Genomic DNA, 19,345 nt, shown 5'->3' with positions numbered 1-19,345 from the left:
TTAGAAAACGCAACCGACAAACAGCAGGCCACGCACGAAAATGCTTGAAAAAAACTATGATTCCGCAGCGGTCGAGCCGCGCATTGCCAAGGCATGGGAAGATGCGGACGCATTCCGCGCCGGCGAGGGCGCAAAGCCCGGCGCCGAGACCTTCACCATCGTGATCCCGCCGCCGAACGTGACGGGCTCGCTGCATATGGGCCACGCGCTCAACAACACCCTGCAGGACATCATGGTCCGCTTCGAGCGCATGCGCGGCAAGGACGTGCTGTGGCAGCCGGGCATGGACCATGCCGGCATCGCGACGCAGATGGTCGTCGAGCGCAAGCTCGCCGCCGAAAAGCTGCCGGGCCGGCGCGAGATGGGCCGCGAGGCCTTCGTCGAGAAAGTCTGGGAGTGGAAGGCGGAATCGGGCGGCCTGATCTTCAATCAGCTGAAGCGCCTCGGCGCCTCCTGCGACTGGTCGCGTGAGCGCTTCACCATGGACGAGGGCCTGTCCGATGCGGTCCTCGAGGTCTTCGTCTCGCTCTACAAGGAAGGCCTGATCTATCGCGGCAAGCGGCTGGTCAACTGGGACCCGAAATTCGAAACGGCGATTTCCGACCTGGAGGTCGAGAACAAGGAAGTCGACGGCCATATGTGGCACTTCAAGTACCCGCTCGCCGGCGGGGAAACCTACACCTATGTCGAGAAGGACGCCGACGGCAACGTCGTCTTCCAGGAAGAGCGCGACTACATTTCCATCGCGACCACGCGCCCGGAAACGATGCTGGGTGATGGCGCTGTCGCCGTGCATCCCTCCGACGAGCGTTATGCGCCGATCGTCGGCAAACTCTGCGAGATTCCGGTCGGCCCGAAGGCGCATCGCCGCCTCATCCCGATCATCACCGACGAATATCCGGAGCCCGATTTCGGTTCCGGCGCGGTCAAGATCACCGGGGCTCATGATTTCAACGACTACCAGGTCGCCCGTCGCAACAACATTCCGCTCTACCGCCTGATGGACACGCGCGCCGCCCTGCGCGCCGACGGCGAGCCCTATGCGTTCTACGCCGCGCAGGCGCTCGACATCGCAAAGACCGGCCACGTGCCGAACGAGGCCGAGGTCGACGACATCAACCTCGTTCCCGACGAGTATCGCGGCCTCGATCGTTATGAGGCCCGCAAGCGTATCGTCGATGCGATCAATGCCGAGGGGCTGGCGGTCACCGTCAAGGATGCCGAAGGCAACGACGTGCCCTTCGTCGAGAACAAGAAGGTCATGCAGCCGTTCGGCGACCGCTCCGGCGTCGTCATCGAGCCGATGCTGACCGACCAGTGGTTCGCCGACGCCGCGACACTGGCCAAACCCGCCATCGCCTCGGTTCGCGAGGGCCGCACCAATTTCGTGCCGAAGAACTGGGAAAAGACCTATTTCGACTGGATGGAAAACATCGAGCCGTGGTGCATCTCGCGCCAGCTCTGGTGGGGCCACCAGATCCCGGCCTGGTACGGTCCGGATGGGCAGGTCTTCGTCGAGAAGACCGAGGAAGAGGCGCTGCACGCCGCCATCCAGCACTACATCGCCCATGAAGGCCCCTGGAAGGCCTGGGTCGAGGAGAAGCTGGAGAACTTTGCGCCGGGCGATATCCTGACGCGCGACGAGGACGTGCTCGACACCTGGTTCTCGTCCGCCCTCTGGCCGTTCTCGACGCTCGGCTGGCCGGAACAGACGCCGGAACTGGCAAAATACTACCAGACCGACGTGCTCGTCACCGGCTTCGACATCATCTTCTTCTGGGTTGCCCGCATGATGATGATGGGCCTGCACCTGATGAAGGACGAATACGGCAACCCGATCGAGCCGTTCCACACCGTCTATGTCCACGCCCTGGTGCGCGACAAGAACGGGCAGAAGATGTCGAAGTCGAAAGGCAACGTCATCGATCCGCTCGAACTGATCGACGAATACGGCGCGGATGCGCTGCGCTTCACGCTGGCCATCATGGCCGCGCAGGGCCGCGACGTGAAGCTCGATCCGGCCCGCATCGCCGGCTACCGCAACTTCGGCACCAAGCTGTGGAACGCCACGCGCTTTGCCGAGATGAACGGCGTCGCGTCCGATCCGAAATTCGTGCCGGAAGCGGCCTCGCTGACGATCAATCGCTGGATCCTGACGGAACTCGCCCGTACGGCGCGGGACGTCACGGAGGCGATCGAGACCTATCGTTTCAATGACGCGGCGAGCACGCTCTACCGCTTCGTCTGGAACCAGTTCTGTGACTGGTATCTGGAGCTTCTAAAGCCGGTGTTCAGCGGCGAGGATGCGGCTGCCAAGGCGGAATCGCAGGCCTGCGCGGCCTATGTCCTGGAGGAGATCTACAAGCTCCTGCACCCGTTCATGCCTTTCATGACGGAAGAGCTCTGGGCGCATACGGCCGGCGAGGGCAAGACCCGCGACACGCTGGTCTGCCACGCCGAGTGGCCGTCGCCGGCCTATGGCGACGAGGCGGCGGCCGACGAGATCAACTGGCTGATCGACCTCGTTTCCGGCATCCGCTCGGTGCGCGCGGAAATGAACGTGCCGCCGAGTGCGACGGCCCCACTCGTCATGGTCGATGCCAATGCGATGACGAAGAAGCGCCTCGAAACGCACGATTCGGCCATCCGCCGCCTTGCCCGCGTCGAGCAGATCCGCCTGGAGGACACGGCGCCCAAGGGGGCCGCACAGATCGTCGTCGGTGAGGCGACCGCCTGCCTGCCGCTCGGCACGCTGATCGACCTGGCAGCCGAAAAGGCGCGCCTCGAAAAGGCGATCGAGAAGGCGAAGGCGGAAGCCACACGCATTCAGGCCAAGCTGTCGAACGAGAAGTTCGTCGCGAATGCCAAGCCTGACGTGGTGGAAGCCGAGCGCGAACGCTTCGCCGAACTGGAACAACAGCTCGCCAGCCTGGCGGTGGCGCTCGCCCGCGTTAGCGAAGCTGGCTGATTCCCCTCAGATTTATCTGGGAACGATGAAAACCGCGCCGGAATCTCCGGCGCGGTTTTCTATTCGCCGGTTATCCCGCAAAATTCCGACTGTCTCCCAAATGTAACAGGTCATTATCGCTATAGAAAAGATAACTCTTTATTAGCGGAAACGTCCCTACTGTTTGAAAAATCATTTCAGGCCGCTCAACTGCTGAGGGGCTTCATGAAAAGCTTACGTAATTTTTTGAATACCCACTGGAAGTTAGGGGCAAAAACTGGGGTTTGCCAATCTCGTGGTCCTCTTCGATAGTCGGGGTGGAGAGGCGGGACGCAGAGGCAGCTGCGATTTGCGCCGGCGTTGCGCAGGGGAGGATTGCATGAACCGGAAGAACATCAGCCTTGGAGGGATGACGGCGCTTGCCCTGCTGGCGGCGACATCCGCACAGGCGGGCGGCCTGGAGCGTGGCGGGTACAATATCGACCTGCTGTTCGATCCCTCGGACTACATCTTCGAATCGGCGGTGACCTTCGTCAATCCGCAGCGCGACATGAACAACGTCCGCGACAACATTCCCCTCGACGGCGACCTGAACGGCCTGCCGAACAACGGCATTCGCGATACGGAAAGCTACTGGGTGCCGCGCATCGGCTTCAAGGCGGCGATCACCGATTCCATCGACTGCATGGCCGATTATTCCCAGCCCTGGGGCGCGCATATCAATCCCGGCCGCAACTGGGCGGGGGCCAACGACAATGTCGAGACCAAGATCGAGAGCCATAACTACGCGGCGACCTGCTCCTACTCCTTCGACATGGGGCCGGGCCAGTTCCGTGTGATCGGCGGCGGCTTCTACCAGGAGGTCTCCGGCTTCAAGGATCGTCTCGTCTTCGCCATGCCCGAGGGCTCGCCGTTGAACGGCATGGGTCGTCTCAAGCTGGAGGGTGAGGGCTGGGGCTGGCGCGCCGGCATCGCCTACGAGATCGAGGAATATGCGCTGCGCACCAGCCTCGTCTACAACAGCGCGGTGAAGCTCGACGACATCACCGGCACCATGGACCTGCGCCAGGTTCCCGGCGCGGTTCTGCCGGGCTTTGCCGGCGTCAACACGCCGGTCTTCGGCTCCGCCGACATGCCCGATTCACTGGAGTTCAAGTTCCAGACGGGCATCGCGCCGGACTGGCTGGCCTTCGGCTCGATCAAGTGGACCGACTGGAGCCAGCTGCAGAGCCTGCCCTTCTGCCCGATCGCCACACGCGGTGTCGACTGCCGCACGAGCGGCCCGACGGAAGTGACTTCGCTCGATCTGCTCTATCGCGACGGCTGGACCGTTTCGGGCGGCGTCGGCCACAAGTTCAACGACAAGCTCAGCGGCGCCCTGAGCCTGACCTGGGACCGCGGCACGGGCACCGGCATCGGTGCGCATACCGACACCTGGACCGTCGGCACGGGCCTTTCCTACGCGGCAAACGAGAATGTCGAGTTCCGTCTGAGCGGCGCGCTGGGCATCCTGACGAGCGGCTCCTCCGGTCAGGTCGTCAAGGACGGCCGTACCTTCGGCCGCCGCGTCTCCTATGACTTCGACAATGACCTGGTGACGGCGATCTCCACGTCGCTGAAGATCAAGTTCTGATCTGGCGGACCAAAACGATCAGAATCGGGCCCGGTGTCATCACCGGGCCCTTTTTCTTGGTTAACACTTCGTTGCTTCACGGCAGGCTTGATGGGAAGAACACAGCGACGCCTGAAAATATGTGATGGAATCGCAACACTTTTTTTCCCAGAGTTTGCTACACCTTCAGGGAAGCGACGAAATGTCCATTTCCCGCCACAAACGGGGCGCAGCGATACGGACATGTAGACGCGTGGAACCGCGCCCAAGGAAACGATGAGCCAGCCGATGTCATTGCCGCCGGAGTTGCCGGAAAACCGCACGAAAGTCGTGCATTCCCGGTTTGGCGGAAGGAACAAGGTTCGGCGCGGAATTGTAGAAGTGATGCCGAAGTCCGAGTTGATGCCGATGAAAGTAATGGTATTGGGTCTTTGTCTCTCGCTCTCCTTTGGAGCGGCGTCTCAGGCTCTCGCATTCGATCCCCAATCCGGCGTCAGCAAGGAAAGCGGGCCCTTCGATCTCTTCAAGTTCGGTTTCTTCTCCTACAAGGAGGGGCGCAAGAGCGATGCCGTCGAGGCGTACCGCTATGCGGCCGAAAAGGGCCATACCGGCTCGCGCTGGGCGCTCGCCAACATGTATGCCGATGGTGACGGCGTACCGGAAAACGACCTCGAAGCCTTCAAGATGTACAGCGAGATCGCCCAGGCCGGCGTCGAGCCGGGCTCGGAAGACACCGGCTATTTTGCCAATGCGCTGATCGCGCTTGCCAGCTACTATCGTCGTGGCATTCCCGACAGCCCCGTCAAGATCGACATGACGCAGGCCCGCCAGCTCTATTTCCAGGCGGCTTCCGCCTTCGGCATTCCCGAGGCCCAGTTCCAGCTCGGCCGCATGATGCTCTCGGGCGAGGGCGGCAGCGTCAGTGTGCACCAGGCCAAGAAGTGGCTGAACCGCGCGCGCAACAATGGCCATGCCGGCGCCATGGGCCTGTTCGGCAACATCCTTTTCCAGGAAGGCCAGACGGCCCGCGGGCTTGCCTTCATGACCGCCGCGCTCGATCATTGCCCGCCGAAGGACTGCGGCTGGCTGCAGGCCACGCAGGAAGAAGCCTTCTCCGTCGCCAGCGAGGCTGATCGCCGCAAGGGCGTCGCACTGGCGCAAAGCATCCGGTTCAATCCGGAAGAATAGCTTTCAGGAAAATTTGAGGCCGGTTTCCGCCCGCAGGTCTGCGGGCCGGGCGTGTCAGGCCGCGTAATCCAGCACGGCCACCACAGGAACGTGGTCGGACGGCTTTTCCCAGTTGCGCACATGCTTCTCGACCGCGGTCGAGACGAGGCGATCGGAGGCTTCGGCCGACAGCATGAGGTGGTCGATGCGGATGCCGAAATTCTTCGGCCAGCAGCCACCCTGGTAATCCCAGAACGTATAATGCGGCACGGCGTCGGTCGAGGCGCGCACGGCATCCAGCAAACCGAGGTTTTCGAGACGCCGGAAGGCCTGGCGGGTGGGCGGTAGGTAGAGCGCGTCCCGCTGCCAGACCTTGACGTCCCAGCAGTCGTGCGGCTCTGGAATGACATTGTAGTCGCCGGCAAGGATCAGCGGTTCCTCCAGCGCCAGCCGGTCCTCGGCAAAGGCGATCAGCCGGTCCATCCAGGAAAGCTTATAGGGAAACTTGACGGGATCGTCCGCCGGGTTGCCGTTCGGCAGGTAGAGTGAGCAGAAACGGATGACGCCGCCTTCGACGGAGAAGACACCCTCGATGAAGCGGGACTGCTCGTCGCCGTCATCGCCGGGAAGGCCACGGTTCACCTCGTCGGGGCGGATCTTCGAGAGCAGGGCGACGCCGTTGAAGCCCTTCTGGCCATGCGTCTCGACGTGATAGCCGAGCGCTTCGATCTCACCGCGTGGAAATCCCTCGTCGACCGTCTTGATTTCCTGGAGCCCGACAATGTCGGGATTGGATTCCTTCAGCCATGCGACGAGATTGTCGATGCGCGCCCGCACGCCGTTGATGTTCCAGGTGGCAATCTTGATCGGCATGCGGGTTCCCGTCTTGGTTTTCTGAAAGGTCAGATCGAGAAGCTGGTGCCGCAGCCGCAGCTGGCGACGGCATTCGGATTCTTGATCTGGAAGGACTGGCCGAGCAGGTTATCGACGAAATCGATCTCGGACCCGTCCATGTAGACGAGGGAGAGTTGGTCGATCAGCACCTTCGCATTGTCGCGCTCGAGCACCATGTCATCGTCCTGCTGGTCCTCGACGAGGTCGAATTTGTAGGAGAAGCCGGAACAGCCGCCGCCTTCCACGGAGACGCGCAGCGCCTGCTTTTCGGGCGACGCAGTGAGGATCGACGCGATGCGCCGGACGGCGGCGTCGGAAATGGTAACGGACTTGTCGGTCATGTCTGCCTCCTGCCGGGGTCAAGATCCGGAGAGAATCGCTATCCTTCGAAGACGGCGCCTTTGCCGTCCCTGGCATCACCCGCTGCGGGCCGTCTTGTACAGGCTCTTGAAAAGGCTTGTATTTCAAGCTCGGCTTGCAGCCGGACTTGCCGCTGTGCACACTATAGGTATGAAGGCATTGCGGCCGCGTCAATGGGCGGCGTGAATGCAGGTGAAGAATGACGTTCGACAGACATGCGCTGGGTTTTGGCGCGGGGCAACGCGCCATCTATGCCTCCGACCCCTGGGCGACCCGTGGGCGGCTCCATCCCGAAGCCGAGAGCCCCACACGGTCGGACTTCCAGCGCGACCGTGACCGCATCGTGCACACCACCGCCTTCCGGCGTCTCAAGCACAAGACGCAGGTCTTCATTGCCGCTGATGGCGATCATTATCGCACGCGACTGACCCACACGATCGAGGTGGCGCAGATCGCCCGCGCGCTCGCCCGCGCCCTGAAGCTCGACGAGGATCTCGCCGAGGGCGTGGCGCTGGTGCATGATTTCGGCCACACGCCCTTCGGCCATACCGGCGAGGACGCCTTGCACGAGGTGCTTAAACCCTTCGGCGGTTTCGATCACAATGCCCAGTCGCTGCGCATCGTCACCAAGCTCGAGCGGCGCTATGCCGAGTTCGACGGGCTGAACCTGACCTGGGAAAGCCTCGAAGGCCTCGTCAAGCACAATGGTCCGCTGATCGGGCCGACCGGCGAGTGCACCCATGGCGAGGAGGTGCCGCGGCCGATCCTCGACTATTGCGCCATACACGACCTGGAGCTCGGGAGCTTCGCCAGCATGGAGGCGCAGGTCGCCGCAATCGCCGACGACATCGCCTACAACACCCACGACATCGACGACGGCCTGCGCTCGGGCTATCTCACGTTCGAGATGCTCGAGGACGTGCCGTTCCTCGCACGGCTGATGCGCGACGTGCGCGAGCGCTATCCGGATCTCGAGGCTTCGCGCTTCACCCACGAGATCATGCGCCGGCAGATCACCGCCATGGTCGAGGACGTGATCGGCTATGCGCAGCAGGCGATCCATGAGGAGCGGCCCGAGAGTGCAGAGGACGTGCGCAAGGCGCGCCGCTGCCTGGCGACCTTCTCCACCGAGATGGCGGTCACGGACAAGCAGATCAAGAAGCTCCTGTTCTCGCGCATCTACCGGCATCCGGAGGTGATGCGGGTGCGGGCGAACGCCGCTTCCATCCTCACGGACCTCTATCACGCTTACATGGACGACCCGCAGCTGATGCAGGGGCACTACTGGGTGGACCGCATCGCGACCATGCCGGAGACGGCGCGTGCCCGTCATGTCGGCGACTATCTTGCCGGCATGACCGACAACTACGCGGTCAACACCCATCGCCGGCTGTTTGACCATACCCCCGAATTGCGATAGTCAGCCGCCACCTGAACTTCTTCGCAGAAATGGCTCGAAACGGGCCGCTGCGTGCGGATGGATGAGATGAACCTTTTTACAGATTTCGATAGCAGAATCAAAAACGTAATCGAAGGACTTGAGATCGTCCGCGAGAAGCGCGCCGATCTCGACTTCAGTCGTATCGGCGTCGAGCCGCCGCGCGATGCGAGCCACGGCGACGTTGCGACCAATGCTGCGATGGTGCTGGCAAAGCCCCTCGGCCTCAATCCGCGGGTGCTGGCCGACCTTATCGTCGCCGAACTCAAGAAGGACCCGGAAGTCGCCGATGTCAGCGTCGCCGGCCCCGGTTTCATCAATGTGCGCCTCTCCGTACCCTACTGGCAGAAGCTGCTGGCCGCGATCGTCAAGACCGGCACCGACTATGGTCGCGGCTCTCTCGGGGCGGGCCGCAAGGTGAACGTCGAATACGTCTCCGCCAACCCGACGGGACCGATGCATGTCGGTCACTGCCGCGGCGCCGTGGTCGGCGACGCGCTGGCCAATCTGCTCGCTTTTGCCGGCTATGGCGTGACCAAGGAATATTACATCAACGATGCGGGCTCGCAGATCGACGTGCTCGCGCGTTCGGCCTTCCTGCGCTACCGCGAGGCGCTCGGCGAGACGATCGGCGACATCCCGTCGGGCCTCTATCCCGGCGACTATCTGGTTCCGGTCGGCGAAGCGCTGGCCGAGGAATTCGGCACGACGCTGCGCGCCATGCCGGAGCAACAGTGGATGCCCATCGTCAAGGACAAGACGATCGACGCGATGATGGTGATGATCCGCGAAGATCTCGCGGCCCTCAATGTCCGGCACGACGTCTTCTTCTCCGAACGCTCGCTGCATGCCGGCAACGGCGCGCCGATCCGCACGGCGATCAATGACCTGACCTTCAAGGGCCATGTCTACAAGGGCGTGCTCCCGCCGCCGAAGGGGCAATTGCCGGAAGACTGGGAAGATCGCGAGCAGACGCTCTTCCGCTCGACGGAAGTTGGCGACGATATCGATCGCCCGCTGATCAAGTCGGACGGATCCTATACCTATTTCGCCGCCGACGTTGCCTACTTCAAGGACAAGTTCGACCGCGGCTTCGACGAGATGATCTATGTGCTCGGCGCCGACCACGGCGGTTACGTCAAGCGCCTGGAGGCAGTTGCGCGCGCGGTCTCCGAGGGTAAGTCCAAGCTGACCGTGCTGCTCTGCCAGCTGGTCAAGCTGTTCCGCAACGGTGAGCCGGTGAAGATGTCGAAGCGCTCCGGCGACTTCGTAACGCTCCGCGACGTTGTCGACGAGGTCGGTCGCGATCCGGTGCGCTTCATGATGCTCTATCGCAAGAACAGCGAGCCGCTCGACTTCGATTTCGCCAAGGTGACGGAGCAGTCCAAGGACAATCCGGTGTTCTACGTGCAGTATGCCCATGCGCGCTGCATGTCGGTGTTCCGCCAGGCGGCTGAGGCGTTCCCGGATCTCGATGTTCCCGCGCTCGATTTCGCTTCCGCGATCGCGGGCAACATCGCCGATCCGAGCGAGTTGCAGCTTCTGGCGAAGCTCGCAGAATATCCGCGTGTCGTCGAGGGTGCTGCACTCGCGCACGAGCCGCACCGCATCGCGTTTTATCTCTATGATCTTGCCAGTTCATTCCACGCTCACTGGAATAAAGGCAAAGAGCAGCCGGAATTACGGTTTGTTAACGATAAAAATAGAGAATTGAGTATCGCCAGACTTGGGCTGGTGCACGCTGTCGCCTCTGTTCTTAAGTCGGGCCTGTCCATTACAGGCACGGCTGCACCGAACGAAATGCGGTAACGTCACCATTTGCCCACAATAAGCTGGCAAATGCGTATTTGTAGCTTGTGAGTGGGAAGCAGTATGGCAGACAAGAACTTCGCGCGAAGCGGAACCGCTGACACGGATCTCCTGGCGGACGACGATCCGCTGGCTGAGCTTGCCCGTCTCGTCGGCTACGAACCGCGTCCGGTCCAAGACGTCAGCAAGTCTTCCTCCGAGCCCGCCCAGGCGGTCCCGCGGATGGACAATCCCGTGCTCGCCCTCGAGGACGAGCTGATGCGCGCCTTCGAGCAATATGACACGCCGCGCCGCGAGAGCGTCCAGCCGGTCGTTGCCGCGCGCGCTACGCCACGCCATGTCGAGCCCGTCTTCGACAGGCCGGCACCGGTCGTGGAAGAGCGCGAAGCCATCCTCGACGCGGTGCCGACGCGTGACGTGGCACCGCGCGATGCCGTACATCACGAGCCCTCCTTCGAGGAGCAGTTCTTCGGCGCCGAGCCGTCCTTCGACGAGCAGCGCCCGGCGGAGATCCAGCAGCCGGTTGTCGCTGAAAGCGATGCCGGTCATGCGCTTCCGGTTGAAGAGCACGTGGCGGAGCTGCCCCGTGAGGAAGAGATCGTCGCGGATGCGGCGCCCGAGCTTGATTTCGATCCGGCCTTGCTGCTCGCCGACGAGCTTGAAACGGCCGTGCATGACGTTCCTGCCGTCGATGTCGAGCCGGTAATGCATGCCGGCCGCCAGTTCGTCGACCGGCTGGAGCCGCGCTTCGAGCCGCCCGTGCGCAGCGAACCGATTGTCGATACCCCGGTCGTTGCCAGCGCCGACGAGCGCCAGCCCGTCGTCCTTGGTTTCCAGCCCCTCGCGCCGGAGGAGAATCCGATCGACGAGATCGGCCTCGATCTTGAGCGCGAACTGGAGCTGTCGATCGGCGATGGTTTTGCCGATGACCTGCTCTCCGACATCCGCGCCGCCGATGTTGCGCAAGCCGGCCACGAGCCGACCCTCCAGGACTGGATGTCCGACGCGGCGAGCCGCCCCGTTTCCGAGCCGTTCCATGCGGAACCGGCCTATGCCCGAGACGAGCCGCATTTCGTTGCCGAAATGCCGTTCGAGACGCGGGAAGACCGTGCCCGCGCCGTGGCCGAAGCAGAGACGCAGTGGCAGGACGCCGAGCCCGCCCGCGATGCGGAACCCGACTACCGGCTGGAATCGGTCGAGCCCGGCCGCAACCACGATGCGGATTCCCTGTTGGCCGAGGTCGAGCGTTACCCTGTACCGGACAGCCGGCCTTCTCTGGAGGCGGCCACGCTTGCCGCCGCCTCGCTCGCGGCCGTGAGCACGACGCCGCGCAACAGCCTGGCAAACGTTTCCTCGATTTTCGGCCGCGCGACGCCGGTCGCGCAACGCCAGTCGAGTGTGGAGACGGCGCGCACCCCGATGGTCGAAACCGCGCGCGAGCCGGTGTTCGCGCCCGTTCAGAGCCCGGTGGCTGACGCCTATCGTGCGCCGGTTGTCGAAGCGCGCGCCGAGCCGGTTGCAAAGCCGACCCCGGTGGCCGTCGAGCCGGAGCTCGATATCGAGAACCTGGAATTCGATCTCTCCGACATCGACCTCGATCTCTCGGATTTTTCGCTCGACGAGGAGCCGGTGCGGCAGGAGGTCAAGACGCCGGAGGCGCGGCTTGAAACCCGTCCGCAGGCCCGTGTCGAGGCCGTAAGGCCCGTCGAGATGCAGACGCCGGTGCGCCGCGAGCCCGTCGTAGCGGTCCCCGTCTCGACCTATACTGCGCCGCAGCCCGTCATTCCGGAAATGGCCGATGGTGCGCTGCCCTTCGATCCGACGATGATCACCGAGACGGACGAGGGGGTTTCCCCGGTTACCGAACTCGACGTGCCGCAGCTTCCCGTCATCGAGAAGGAAAAGCCGCCGGCCTATCAGCCGGACTATGATTTCGACATCGACGCGGAAATGGCGCAGCTCTTCACCGAGCCGGCTGCCAAGGCGCGCAGCGAAGACCGCACCGCCGGCATTGCCGCCAGTGCGGTTGCCGCGGCCGTCGCCCAGCCGGCGGCGCAGATCAACGACGTCGACGATTTCGAACGCGCCCTGGAAGAGGACTTCCGTCGCTCGCTGAGCCAGCCCGAGCGCATGGCGATCCCCGTCGATCCCGGCCAGGCCAACACGCACTATGCCGGCGATGGCTACGACGACGAACAGTCCCGCCCGCGTCGCGGCCTGCTGATCGCGGCCTCCATCGCGGCCCTCCTCATGGTCGGCGGCGGTGGCGTCTATGCCTGGACGGCCTTTACCGGCGGCACGGCCGGTTCGGGCGAACCGCGCGTGATCCTCGCCGACAAGGAGCCGGTCAAGGTCGTGCCGGAGGAAAAAGGTGGCAAGACCGTGCCGAACCAGGACAAGGCGGTCTATGACCGTGTTGCCGGCGATACGGCCGCGACCCCGCAGCAGGACCAACTCGTCACCTCCACGGAAGAGCCCGTCGATGTCGTGCAGCGCACGCTGACGCCGGAAACCCTGCCGTTCGATGGTCCGGAAGACGGCGTCGAGGCGGTCATTGCCGCGGAAAACGAAAACCGTGTCCTGCCGGGTGTCGATGAACCGGAAACGGCCGCGTCCGAAGGCGGCAACAAGCCGCTCGTCTCGCCGCGCAAGGTCAAGACGATGATCGTCAAGCCGGACGGCACGCTCGTCGCCCGCGAAGAAACGGTCGGCGAGCCCGCGACGGAGGTTGCCGGTCTCGACGCCAAGGCGACCGCGACCACCGGCAGCGCCTCGGGCGAGGCCGCTGCCACGGCTAATGCGACGGTCGACACCAATGCCTCGCTCAGCGCCGAGCAGGCGGCCAGCGAAGGCCAGCCGCGTTCCGTGCTGGCGGAAGTCGCCAATGCCGAAGTCGACGACACGGCGCCGGTGCGCACGGTGAAGACGACGACGATCGGCGCCACGAGCGGTTCGACGGACGGCAATGCGCCGGTTCCGGGCACGCGTCCGATCGATCAGCCGGTCAACGTGGTCGGCACCGTCACCGAAAACGGCAATGTCTCTGGCACCCAGACCGCCGAGGCGACGCCGACGCAGACGCAGCAGACGGCCGAACAGACGCAGGTCGCAGCCGTCGCCCCCGGCAGCTACGTCATCCAGATCGCCTCGCTGCCCTCGGAAGCGGAAGCGCAGAAGAGCTACAACTCGCTCTCCTCGAAGTTCTCCTCCGTCATCGGTGGGCGCGGCGTGGACATCAAGAAGGCGGAAATCCCGAACAAGGGTACCTACTTCCGCGTCCGTATCCCGGCCGGCTCGCGCGAGGAGGCCAATTCGCTCTGCAGCCGCTATAAGAGCGCCGGCGGCAGCTGCCTCGTCACCCGCTGAGGAGACGCTGATTTTCTGGAGAGGCGCGGGCAGGGTCCGCGCCTCTTCGATTCCGACGGGCTGCTGCCGCAGGAGCCGGCAGGGCACTCCTTCGTTTTCTCCATCGAACCTTTAAGATTGCGGACATGAGCGAATCGAAATCCTTCCTTTCGGGCTGCAAGGGCCTGAGTCTGACCGCCGACGAGAAAGCCTTCTTCCGCAGCGAGCGGCCGTGGGGCTTCATCCTGTTCGGCCGCAACATCGGCGAGCCGGCGCAGGTGGCGGACCTGACCGCCGAGATGCGCGACTGCCTTGGCGGCGACGCGGATATCCCCGTGCTGATCGATCAGGAGGGCGGCCGCGTCCAGCGCATCAAGCCGCCACATGTGCAGCAGTATCCGAATGCCGCCGCGCTCGGTGCGATCTACCGCGCCGATGCGGAGAAGGGGCTGCGCGCCGCCTGGCTGATGTCGCGCCTGCATGCTTTCGATCTCCTCCGCCTCGGCATCAATGTCGATTGCCTGCCGGTGCTCGACGTCGCCGTGCCGGGCGTGCACGACGTCATCGGCAACCGTGCCTATGGACAGGAGCCCGAGATCGTCTCCGTGATGGGCAGGGCGGCTGCTGAAGGGCTCAAGGCCGGCGGCCTGCTGCCGATCATGAAACACATGCCGGGCCATGGCCGGACCATGGTCGATTCGCACCACGACCTGCCGGTCGTGCATGCCAGCCGCGCCGAGCTGGAGGCCTGCGATTTCGTGCCCTTCCGCCGCATGAACGACGAGCTGATGGCGATGTCCGCCCATATCGTCTTTACCGCCATCGATGCCGACAATCCGGCGACCACCTCGGCAAAGGTCGTCAGCGAGATCATCCGCGGCCATATGGGTTTCGACGGGCTTCTGATGTCCGACGACGTGTCGATGAACGCGCTGAAGGGCGATATTGCCGCAAGAAGCCGGGGAATCATTGCTGCCGGCCTCGACATGGTGTTGCATTGCCATGGCATCATGGAGGAAATGATCGCGGTGACCGAGAACGTACCGCCACTGACCGGCGACAGCCTGCGGCGGGCGAATGCGGTGCGTGCAGGCTTCCCGACGCCGGACGGGGCGGACGAGGCGGCGCTGCGCGAAGAGTTCAACGCCATGATCGCGGTGGCCTGAGAGCCGCCGCAAGCGGGCTCCCGCAGGCGCGGGCGCGCGGCACGATAAAGAGGGGCGACGTGCAGGGAACGGGGTCGAAGCCACCGAAGAAAGGGCGCGGCGCGCAGGCGCCGATGGCCGACCTGTGGCAGGACGCCGAGGCGCGGGGCCTCACCGAGGAGAGCCTCGTCGTCGATCTCGCCGGCTTCGAAGGCCCGCTCGACCTTCTGCTGCATCTCGCCCGCACGCAGAAGGTGGATCTTACCCGCATCTCCGTGCTGGCACTTGCCGAACAATATCTCGTCTTCATCGAGCGGGCGCGCAAGATCCGCATCGAGCTGGCCGCGGACTATCTCGTCATGGCGGCCTGGCTTGCCTATCTCAAGTCGCGCCTGCTCATTCCCAAGCAGGCGAAGGACGATGGCCCCTCCGGCGAGGAGATGGCGGCAAGCCTCGCCTTCCGCCTGAAGCGGCTTGAGGCGATGCGCGATGCGGCGACGCGGCTCATCAACCGCAACCGCCTCGGCCGCGACGTCTTTGCCCGCGGCATGCCGGAGCATATTCCGACCGAGCGGCGCTCGTCCTTCGAGGCTTCGCTCTACGACCTGCTCAACGCCTATTCGTCGCTGCGTCAGCGCCACGCGGTCACGCAGGTCACCATCGAGAAACGCACCGTCTGGTCGCTCTCCGATGCGCGCGAAATCCTGTCGCTGCTCGTCGGCGGCTTTGAAGACGACTGGGCGGCGCTCGACAGCTTCATCCTGCGCTACCTGCGCAACCCGACGGAGCGGACCACGGCGATCGCCAGCGCGTTTGCAGCGACGCTGGAGCTGGTGCGGGAAGGGCGCCTGGAGCTGCGCCAGGACGGTGCCTTCCAGCCGATCTACCTGCGCCGCGGACCCAAGCCCGAGGGCGACGATGACGGGGGCGACGGACGTGGCTGAGCCGGGGGACGACGCACCGCGCGATGCGGACGCCGGCACGATCGTCGATCCACGTCGACTGCACGAGGCAGCGCGCATTGCCGAGGCGCTGGTCTTCGCCTCCGCCGGACCGGTCTCGCAGGCCTATATCGCCGACAGGCTGCCGCGCGGCGTCGATGTGCTGCATGTCATGCGCGAGCTGAAGGCACTCTATGCAGGCCGCGGCGTCAACCTTGTGCAGCTCGATGACAGCTGGGCCTTCCGCACAGCCCCGGACCTCTCCTTCGTCATCCGGACGGAGGAGACGGAGGTGCGCAAATTGTCGCGCGCCGCGCTCGAGGTTCTGTCGATCATCGCTTACCATCAGCCCGTCACCCGCGCGGAGATCGAGGATATCCGAGGCGTACAGACCTCGAAGGGCACGCTCGACGTGCTGATGGAGGCCGGCTGGGTGCGGTTTCGCGGCCGCCGCCGCTCACCGGGCCGCCCGGTGACGTTCGGCACCACGCGTGATTTCCTCGATCATTTCGGCCTGGAGGACCTGCGCGACCTGCCGGGTCTTGAGGAACTGAAGGGCGCCGGCCTGCTGTCCGGCCGCATTCCGTCCAATTTCCAGGTGCCCATGCCGCTGCGCGAGGACGAGTTTGCGGACGATGAGGATCCGATCACCCAGCTGGATCTTGAAGAACTCGGTCTCTTGACACCGGGCGGAAAAGAAGACGAATAAACGAAGCTTATGACAGGACTGTACCGTCGGCGCCTGTGCCGGCGGCAGGGAAAGACTTCGGCACATGGTTTTGGACCCGTCAGGCTCCAACGGCAACGAGACGAGACGGGCATCGGCGGTCACCTTCGCGGCGCGCCTGTCCTTCGAGGATATCCACCACAGCTACCACAACAAGGAAACGATCCGCGGCATCTCGCTGACGGCGGAGCCCGGCGAGGTCCTGTGCCTGCTCGGTCCGTCCGGTTCCGGCAAGACGACGCTTTTGCGCATTGCCGCAGGCATCGAGGCGCAGACGGCCGGCCGCGTGCTTCTGAACGACCGTGAGGTTGCCGGTCCGACGGTCTTCCTGCCACCCGAGCGGCGCGGCGTGGGGCTGATGTTCCAGGATTTCGCGCTCTTCCCGCATATGTCCGTGCTCGACAATGTGCGCTTCGGCCTGACGGCGCTGCCGCGGGCAGAGGCGGAGGCAGAGGCGCAGGTCGCGCTCGAACGCGTCGGCCTCTCGCACTACGCCCAGAAGTTTCCACATGTTCTTTCGGGCGGCGAGCAGCAACGCGTGGCGCTCGCCCGGGCGCTTGCGCCGCGCCCTTCGGTGCTTCTGATGGACGAGCCGTTTTCCGGGCTTGATTCGCGCCTCAAGGACTCGATCCGCGCCGATACGCTGGCGATCCTGCGCCAGTCGCGCGCCAGCGCCATCGTGGTGACCCATGATGCGGAAGAGGCGATGCGCATGGGCGACCGCATCGCGTTGTTGAAGGATGGCCGGCTCGTGCAGGTGGGCACGGCGGAAGAGCTCTATCTCAATCCTAAAAATATCTTCGCTGCCGCTTTTTTCTCCGAAATCAACGAGTTTCCCGGCCGCGTGCACGGGGGCGTGGTCGAAACGCCGCTCGGTACTGTCGACGGCAAGCGTTTTTCCGACGGCCAGAAGGTCCATGTCGCGGTGCGCCTTTCCGGGCTGCGGGTGATGGAAACGGGCGGTGAAATCCCCGCACGCATATTGTCGCGGCGTTTTCTCGGGGTGGTGGAGCTGCTCGATCTCGCCGTGCCGGGCACAGATCGGCCGATCCGGGCGCGCGTCAGGGCCGATCAGTTGGCTTCCGGATTGCGCGACGTCACGCTTTCGGCTAACCACCGCGACATTCTAGTGTTTGAAAAAGACGGCTGAACGTCTTACATCGGGGTACGAGTTCGAAAGGGAGTCAAGAATATGGGTTCATTCAGCATCTGGCATTGGCTGATCGTTCTGGTGGTGGTGCTGCTGCTGTTCGGCCGCGGCAAGATTCCGGAATTGATGGGCGATGTTGCCAAGGGCATCAAGAACTTCAAGAAGGGCATGTCCGACGAGGAAGCCGCCGCTGCCGACAAGGCCAAGACCGTCGATCACAAGGCTGACGAGGTCAAGTGAGCGGCGTTGAACCTGGATTTGCCAGGTCAATCCGTGCAGCGTGACCTGGCGGCTGCGAGCGGTGGTTCGCAGCCCATGAGGACAGTACCCTATGCTTGATGTCGGCTGGACCGAAATACTCGTCATCGCGATCGTCCTGATCATCGTGGTCGGTCCGAAGGACCTGCCGCAGATGCTGCGCACGTTCGGCCGCATGATGTCGAAGATGCGCGGCATGGCGGGCGATTTCCGCCAGCAGTTCGACGAGGCGCTGCGCGAAGCGGACCTCGAGGACGTCAAGAAGACGATCGGCGAGGCGCAGAAGCTCAATCCGCTGAACACCATCCGCGAGGCGGTCAACCCGCTGCGCCAGATGGGCGACGACATCAAGGCTGATCTTCAGAAGACGACCAGCTCCGTCTCCTCGACGGCCCCTGCCGCAACGCCCGCGGAAGGCGTTGCCGGCAGCACGCCGGCCGAGGTGCCGAAGCCGGTTTCCGCCGAACCCGTCGCTGCCGTTCCGTTGAAAGCCGGACCGGTGAAGAAGACGGCGACAAGGAAACCCGCGGACGCGACGGACAAGGCGGCAAAGCCCCGCAAGGCGGCCGCGAAAGCCGAACCCGTCGCCAAGGCGGCTGAAAAGCCGGCCGCAAAGGCCTCCGCCGAAAAGAAGGCGGCGCCTGCCAAGGCCAAGACTGCAAAGACCAAGAAGGGCGACGCATGAGCGGCGATATGGAAGACAAGCCCCAGCCGCTCATGGAGCACCTGATCGAGCTTCGCCAGCGCCTTCTCTGGGCGGTCGGCGCGTTCTTCGTTGCCTTTCTCGTCTGTTTCTATTTTGCCAAGCAGCTGTTCAATCTGCTCGTCCTGCCCTTCAAATGGGCCGTGACATGGGCGGGGCTTTCGCACCGCAATGTCGAGCTGATCTACACGGCGCCGCAGGAATTCTTCTTCACGCAGATCAAGGTCGCCATGTTCGGCGCGCTGGTCATCGCGTTTCCGGTCATCGCCCAGCAGGTCTACAAGTTCGTCGCGCCCGGCCTCTACAAGAACGAGCGCGCCGCCTTCCTGCCGTTCCTGATCGCCTCGCCGATCCTTTTCCTCATCGGTGCGGCGCTCGTCTACTTCTTCTTCACGCCCATGGTCATGTGGTTCTTCCTGGCCATGGAGCAGGGCGGCGGCGAGGGAGAGGTGTCGATCCAGCTCCTGCCGAAGGTGTCGGAATATCTCAGCCTCATCATGTCGCTGATCTTCGCCTTTGGCCTCGTCTTCCAGCTTCCCGTGGTTTCCTCGCTGCTGGTGCGGGCCGGTTTCATCGATTCCCAGACGCTTGCCGACAAGCGCAAATACGCGATCGTCATCGCCTTCGTGGTCGCCGCCGTGCTGACGCCGCCCGATCCGGTTTCCCAGATCGGCCTTGCACTGCCGGCCATCCTTCTCTACGAGATTTCCATCTATACGGCCCGACTCATCGAACGGCAGCGGGCGAGCGCCTCGAACGCGCAGGATGCGGAGAACGAGGTCGTTGCGACGCCGGAAGAGGCCGACAAGGCCTGATCCCGGCGTCGTTGCACTGTGCTGCCGGGCGCGG

At 63.9% G+C, this 19,345-nt stretch carries 15 protein-coding genes; 13 read left to right on the top strand and 2 right to left on the bottom strand.

The window, feature by feature from the left end:
- Positions 1–40: 40 nt before the first annotated feature.
- The 3 genes from EXZ48_RS12110 to exoR all read left to right on the top strand — a co-directional run bounded on the left by EXZ48_RS12110 (position 41) and on the right by exoR (position 5,747).
- Entirely contained in the window at positions 41–2,968 is a 2,928-nt protein-coding gene (locus EXZ48_RS12110; RefSeq protein ID WP_023515115.1) for a valine--tRNA ligase, read from the top strand.
- A gap of 358 nt (positions 2,969–3,326) precedes the next feature.
- Positions 3,327–4,580 carry an OmpP1/FadL family transporter gene (locus EXZ48_RS12105; RefSeq protein WP_023512144.1) on the top strand — a complete coding sequence of 418 codons (1,254 nt, stop codon included), beginning with the start codon at positions 3,327–3,329 and terminating at the stop codon, positions 4,578–4,580.
- Positions 4,581–4,943: 363 nt separating this feature from the next.
- Complete coding sequence (gene exoR / locus EXZ48_RS12100) at positions 4,944–5,747, top strand: exopolysaccharide production regulator ExoR (protein ID WP_037406752.1); 804 nt, start codon at positions 4,944–4,946, stop codon at positions 5,745–5,747.
- 54 nt (positions 5,748–5,801) lie between these two features.
- Here exoR and xth read toward each other — a convergent pair whose 3' ends face one another.
- Together xth and erpA are read right to left on the bottom strand one after the other, a co-directional pair.
- Positions 5,802–6,593, bottom strand: coding sequence for an exodeoxyribonuclease III (xth, locus tag EXZ48_RS12095; protein WP_130516230.1), 792 nt, complete (start codon positions 6,591–6,593; stop codon positions 5,802–5,804).
- 35 nt (positions 6,594–6,628) lie between these two features.
- Positions 6,629–6,961 (bottom strand): iron-sulfur cluster insertion protein ErpA, encoded by a 333-nt coding sequence (gene erpA, locus EXZ48_RS12090; RefSeq protein ID WP_023513989.1) that lies wholly within the window; start codon positions 6,959–6,961, stop codon positions 6,629–6,631.
- 218 nt (positions 6,962–7,179) lie between these two features.
- Between erpA and EXZ48_RS12085 the strand changes: the two genes are divergently transcribed.
- From EXZ48_RS12085 to tatC, 10 genes are all read left to right on the top strand, one after another.
- The gene (locus EXZ48_RS12085; RefSeq protein ID WP_050743858.1) at positions 7,180–8,400 is read left to right on the top strand and encodes a deoxyguanosinetriphosphate triphosphohydrolase; all 1,221 of its coding nucleotides are present in this window, start codon (positions 7,180–7,182) and stop codon (positions 8,398–8,400) included.
- A gap of 66 nt (positions 8,401–8,466) precedes the next feature.
- Positions 8,467–10,227: an arginine--tRNA ligase gene (gene argS / locus EXZ48_RS12080; RefSeq protein ID WP_130516134.1), complete on the top strand. Its 1,761-nt coding sequence runs from the start codon at positions 8,467–8,469 to the stop codon at positions 10,225–10,227.
- Between the two features lie 63 nt (positions 10,228–10,290).
- Positions 10,291–13,593, top strand: a complete 3,303-nt coding sequence (locus tag EXZ48_RS12075) for an SPOR domain-containing protein (protein WP_130516132.1) — start codon at positions 10,291–10,293, stop codon at positions 13,591–13,593.
- 125 nt (positions 13,594–13,718) lie between these two features.
- Positions 13,719–14,738 carry a beta-N-acetylhexosaminidase gene (gene nagZ / locus EXZ48_RS12070; protein ID WP_023511860.1) on the top strand — a complete coding sequence of 340 codons (1,020 nt, stop codon included), beginning with the start codon at positions 13,719–13,721 and terminating at the stop codon, positions 14,736–14,738.
- 113 nt (positions 14,739–14,851) lie between these two features.
- The gene (locus EXZ48_RS12065) at positions 14,852–15,661 is read left to right on the top strand and encodes a ScpA family protein (protein WP_130516130.1); all 810 of its coding nucleotides are present in this window, start codon (positions 14,852–14,854) and stop codon (positions 15,659–15,661) included.
- On the top strand, positions 15,636–16,367 hold the full coding sequence (gene scpB / locus EXZ48_RS12060; protein WP_023511862.1) for an SMC-Scp complex subunit ScpB: 732 nt from the start codon (positions 15,636–15,638) through the stop codon (positions 16,365–16,367). Before EXZ48_RS12065 ends, scpB begins: the two co-directional genes overlap by 26 nt.
- A 64-nt stretch (positions 16,368–16,431) precedes the next feature.
- Positions 16,432–17,535, top strand: coding sequence for an ABC transporter ATP-binding protein (locus EXZ48_RS12055; RefSeq protein ID WP_130516128.1), 1,104 nt, complete (start codon positions 16,432–16,434; stop codon positions 17,533–17,535).
- Positions 17,536–17,577: 42 nt separating this feature from the next.
- Positions 17,578–17,775 carry a twin-arginine translocase TatA/TatE family subunit gene (locus EXZ48_RS12050; RefSeq protein ID WP_023511864.1) on the top strand — a complete coding sequence of 66 codons (198 nt, stop codon included), beginning with the start codon at positions 17,578–17,580 and terminating at the stop codon, positions 17,773–17,775.
- 91 nt (positions 17,776–17,866) lie between these two features.
- Complete coding sequence (gene tatB, locus EXZ48_RS12045) at positions 17,867–18,478, top strand: Sec-independent protein translocase protein TatB (protein WP_130516126.1); 612 nt, start codon at positions 17,867–17,869, stop codon at positions 18,476–18,478.
- Positions 18,475–19,311 carry a twin-arginine translocase subunit TatC gene (tatC, locus tag EXZ48_RS12040; RefSeq protein WP_023511866.1) on the top strand — a complete coding sequence of 279 codons (837 nt, stop codon included), beginning with the start codon at positions 18,475–18,477 and terminating at the stop codon, positions 19,309–19,311. Before tatB ends, tatC begins: the two co-directional genes overlap by 4 nt.
- Positions 19,312–19,345: the final 34 nt, after the last annotated feature.

This window comes from Shinella sp. JR1-6, from assembly GCF_004284735.1.
GTDB lineage: Bacteria > Pseudomonadota > Alphaproteobacteria > Rhizobiales > Rhizobiaceae > Shinella.
Note: the sequence above shows the minus strand (reverse complement) of the source record. Positions and strands in the feature narration are given on the sequence as shown.

What these genes read in the sequence shown, in the direction of transcription:
- EXZ48_RS12110 (WP_023515115.1), top strand. Translation starts at nt 41, where the DNA reads ATGCTTGAAAAAAACTATGATTCCGCAGCGGTCGAGCCGCGCATTGCC.
- EXZ48_RS12105 (WP_023512144.1), top strand. Translation starts at nt 3,327, where the DNA reads ATGAACCGGAAGAACATCAGCCTTGGAGGGATGACGGCGCTTGCCCTG.
- exoR (WP_037406752.1), top strand. Translation starts at nt 4,944, where the DNA reads ATGCCGAAGTCCGAGTTGATGCCGATGAAAGTAATGGTATTGGGTCTT.
- erpA (WP_023513989.1), bottom strand. Translation starts at nt 6,961, where the DNA reads ATGACCGACAAGTCCGTTACCATTTCCGACGCCGCCGTCCGGCGCATC.
- EXZ48_RS12085 (WP_050743858.1), top strand. Translation starts at nt 7,180, where the DNA reads ATGACGTTCGACAGACATGCGCTGGGTTTTGGCGCGGGGCAACGCGCC.
- argS (WP_130516134.1), top strand. Translation starts at nt 8,467, where the DNA reads ATGAACCTTTTTACAGATTTCGATAGCAGAATCAAAAACGTAATCGAA.
- EXZ48_RS12075 (WP_130516132.1), top strand. Translation starts at nt 10,291, where the DNA reads ATGGCAGACAAGAACTTCGCGCGAAGCGGAACCGCTGACACGGATCTC.
- nagZ (WP_023511860.1), top strand. Translation starts at nt 13,719, where the DNA reads ATGAGCGAATCGAAATCCTTCCTTTCGGGCTGCAAGGGCCTGAGTCTG.
- EXZ48_RS12065 (WP_130516130.1), top strand. Translation starts at nt 14,852, where the DNA reads ATGGCCGACCTGTGGCAGGACGCCGAGGCGCGGGGCCTCACCGAGGAG.
- scpB (WP_023511862.1), top strand. Translation starts at nt 15,636, where the DNA reads ATGACGGGGGCGACGGACGTGGCTGAGCCGGGGGACGACGCACCGCGC.
- EXZ48_RS12055 (WP_130516128.1), top strand. Translation starts at nt 16,432, where the DNA reads ATGGTTTTGGACCCGTCAGGCTCCAACGGCAACGAGACGAGACGGGCA.
- EXZ48_RS12050 (WP_023511864.1), top strand. Translation starts at nt 17,578, where the DNA reads ATGGGTTCATTCAGCATCTGGCATTGGCTGATCGTTCTGGTGGTGGTG.
- tatB (WP_130516126.1), top strand. Translation starts at nt 17,867, where the DNA reads ATGCTTGATGTCGGCTGGACCGAAATACTCGTCATCGCGATCGTCCTG.
- tatC (WP_023511866.1), top strand. Translation starts at nt 18,475, where the DNA reads ATGAGCGGCGATATGGAAGACAAGCCCCAGCCGCTCATGGAGCACCTG.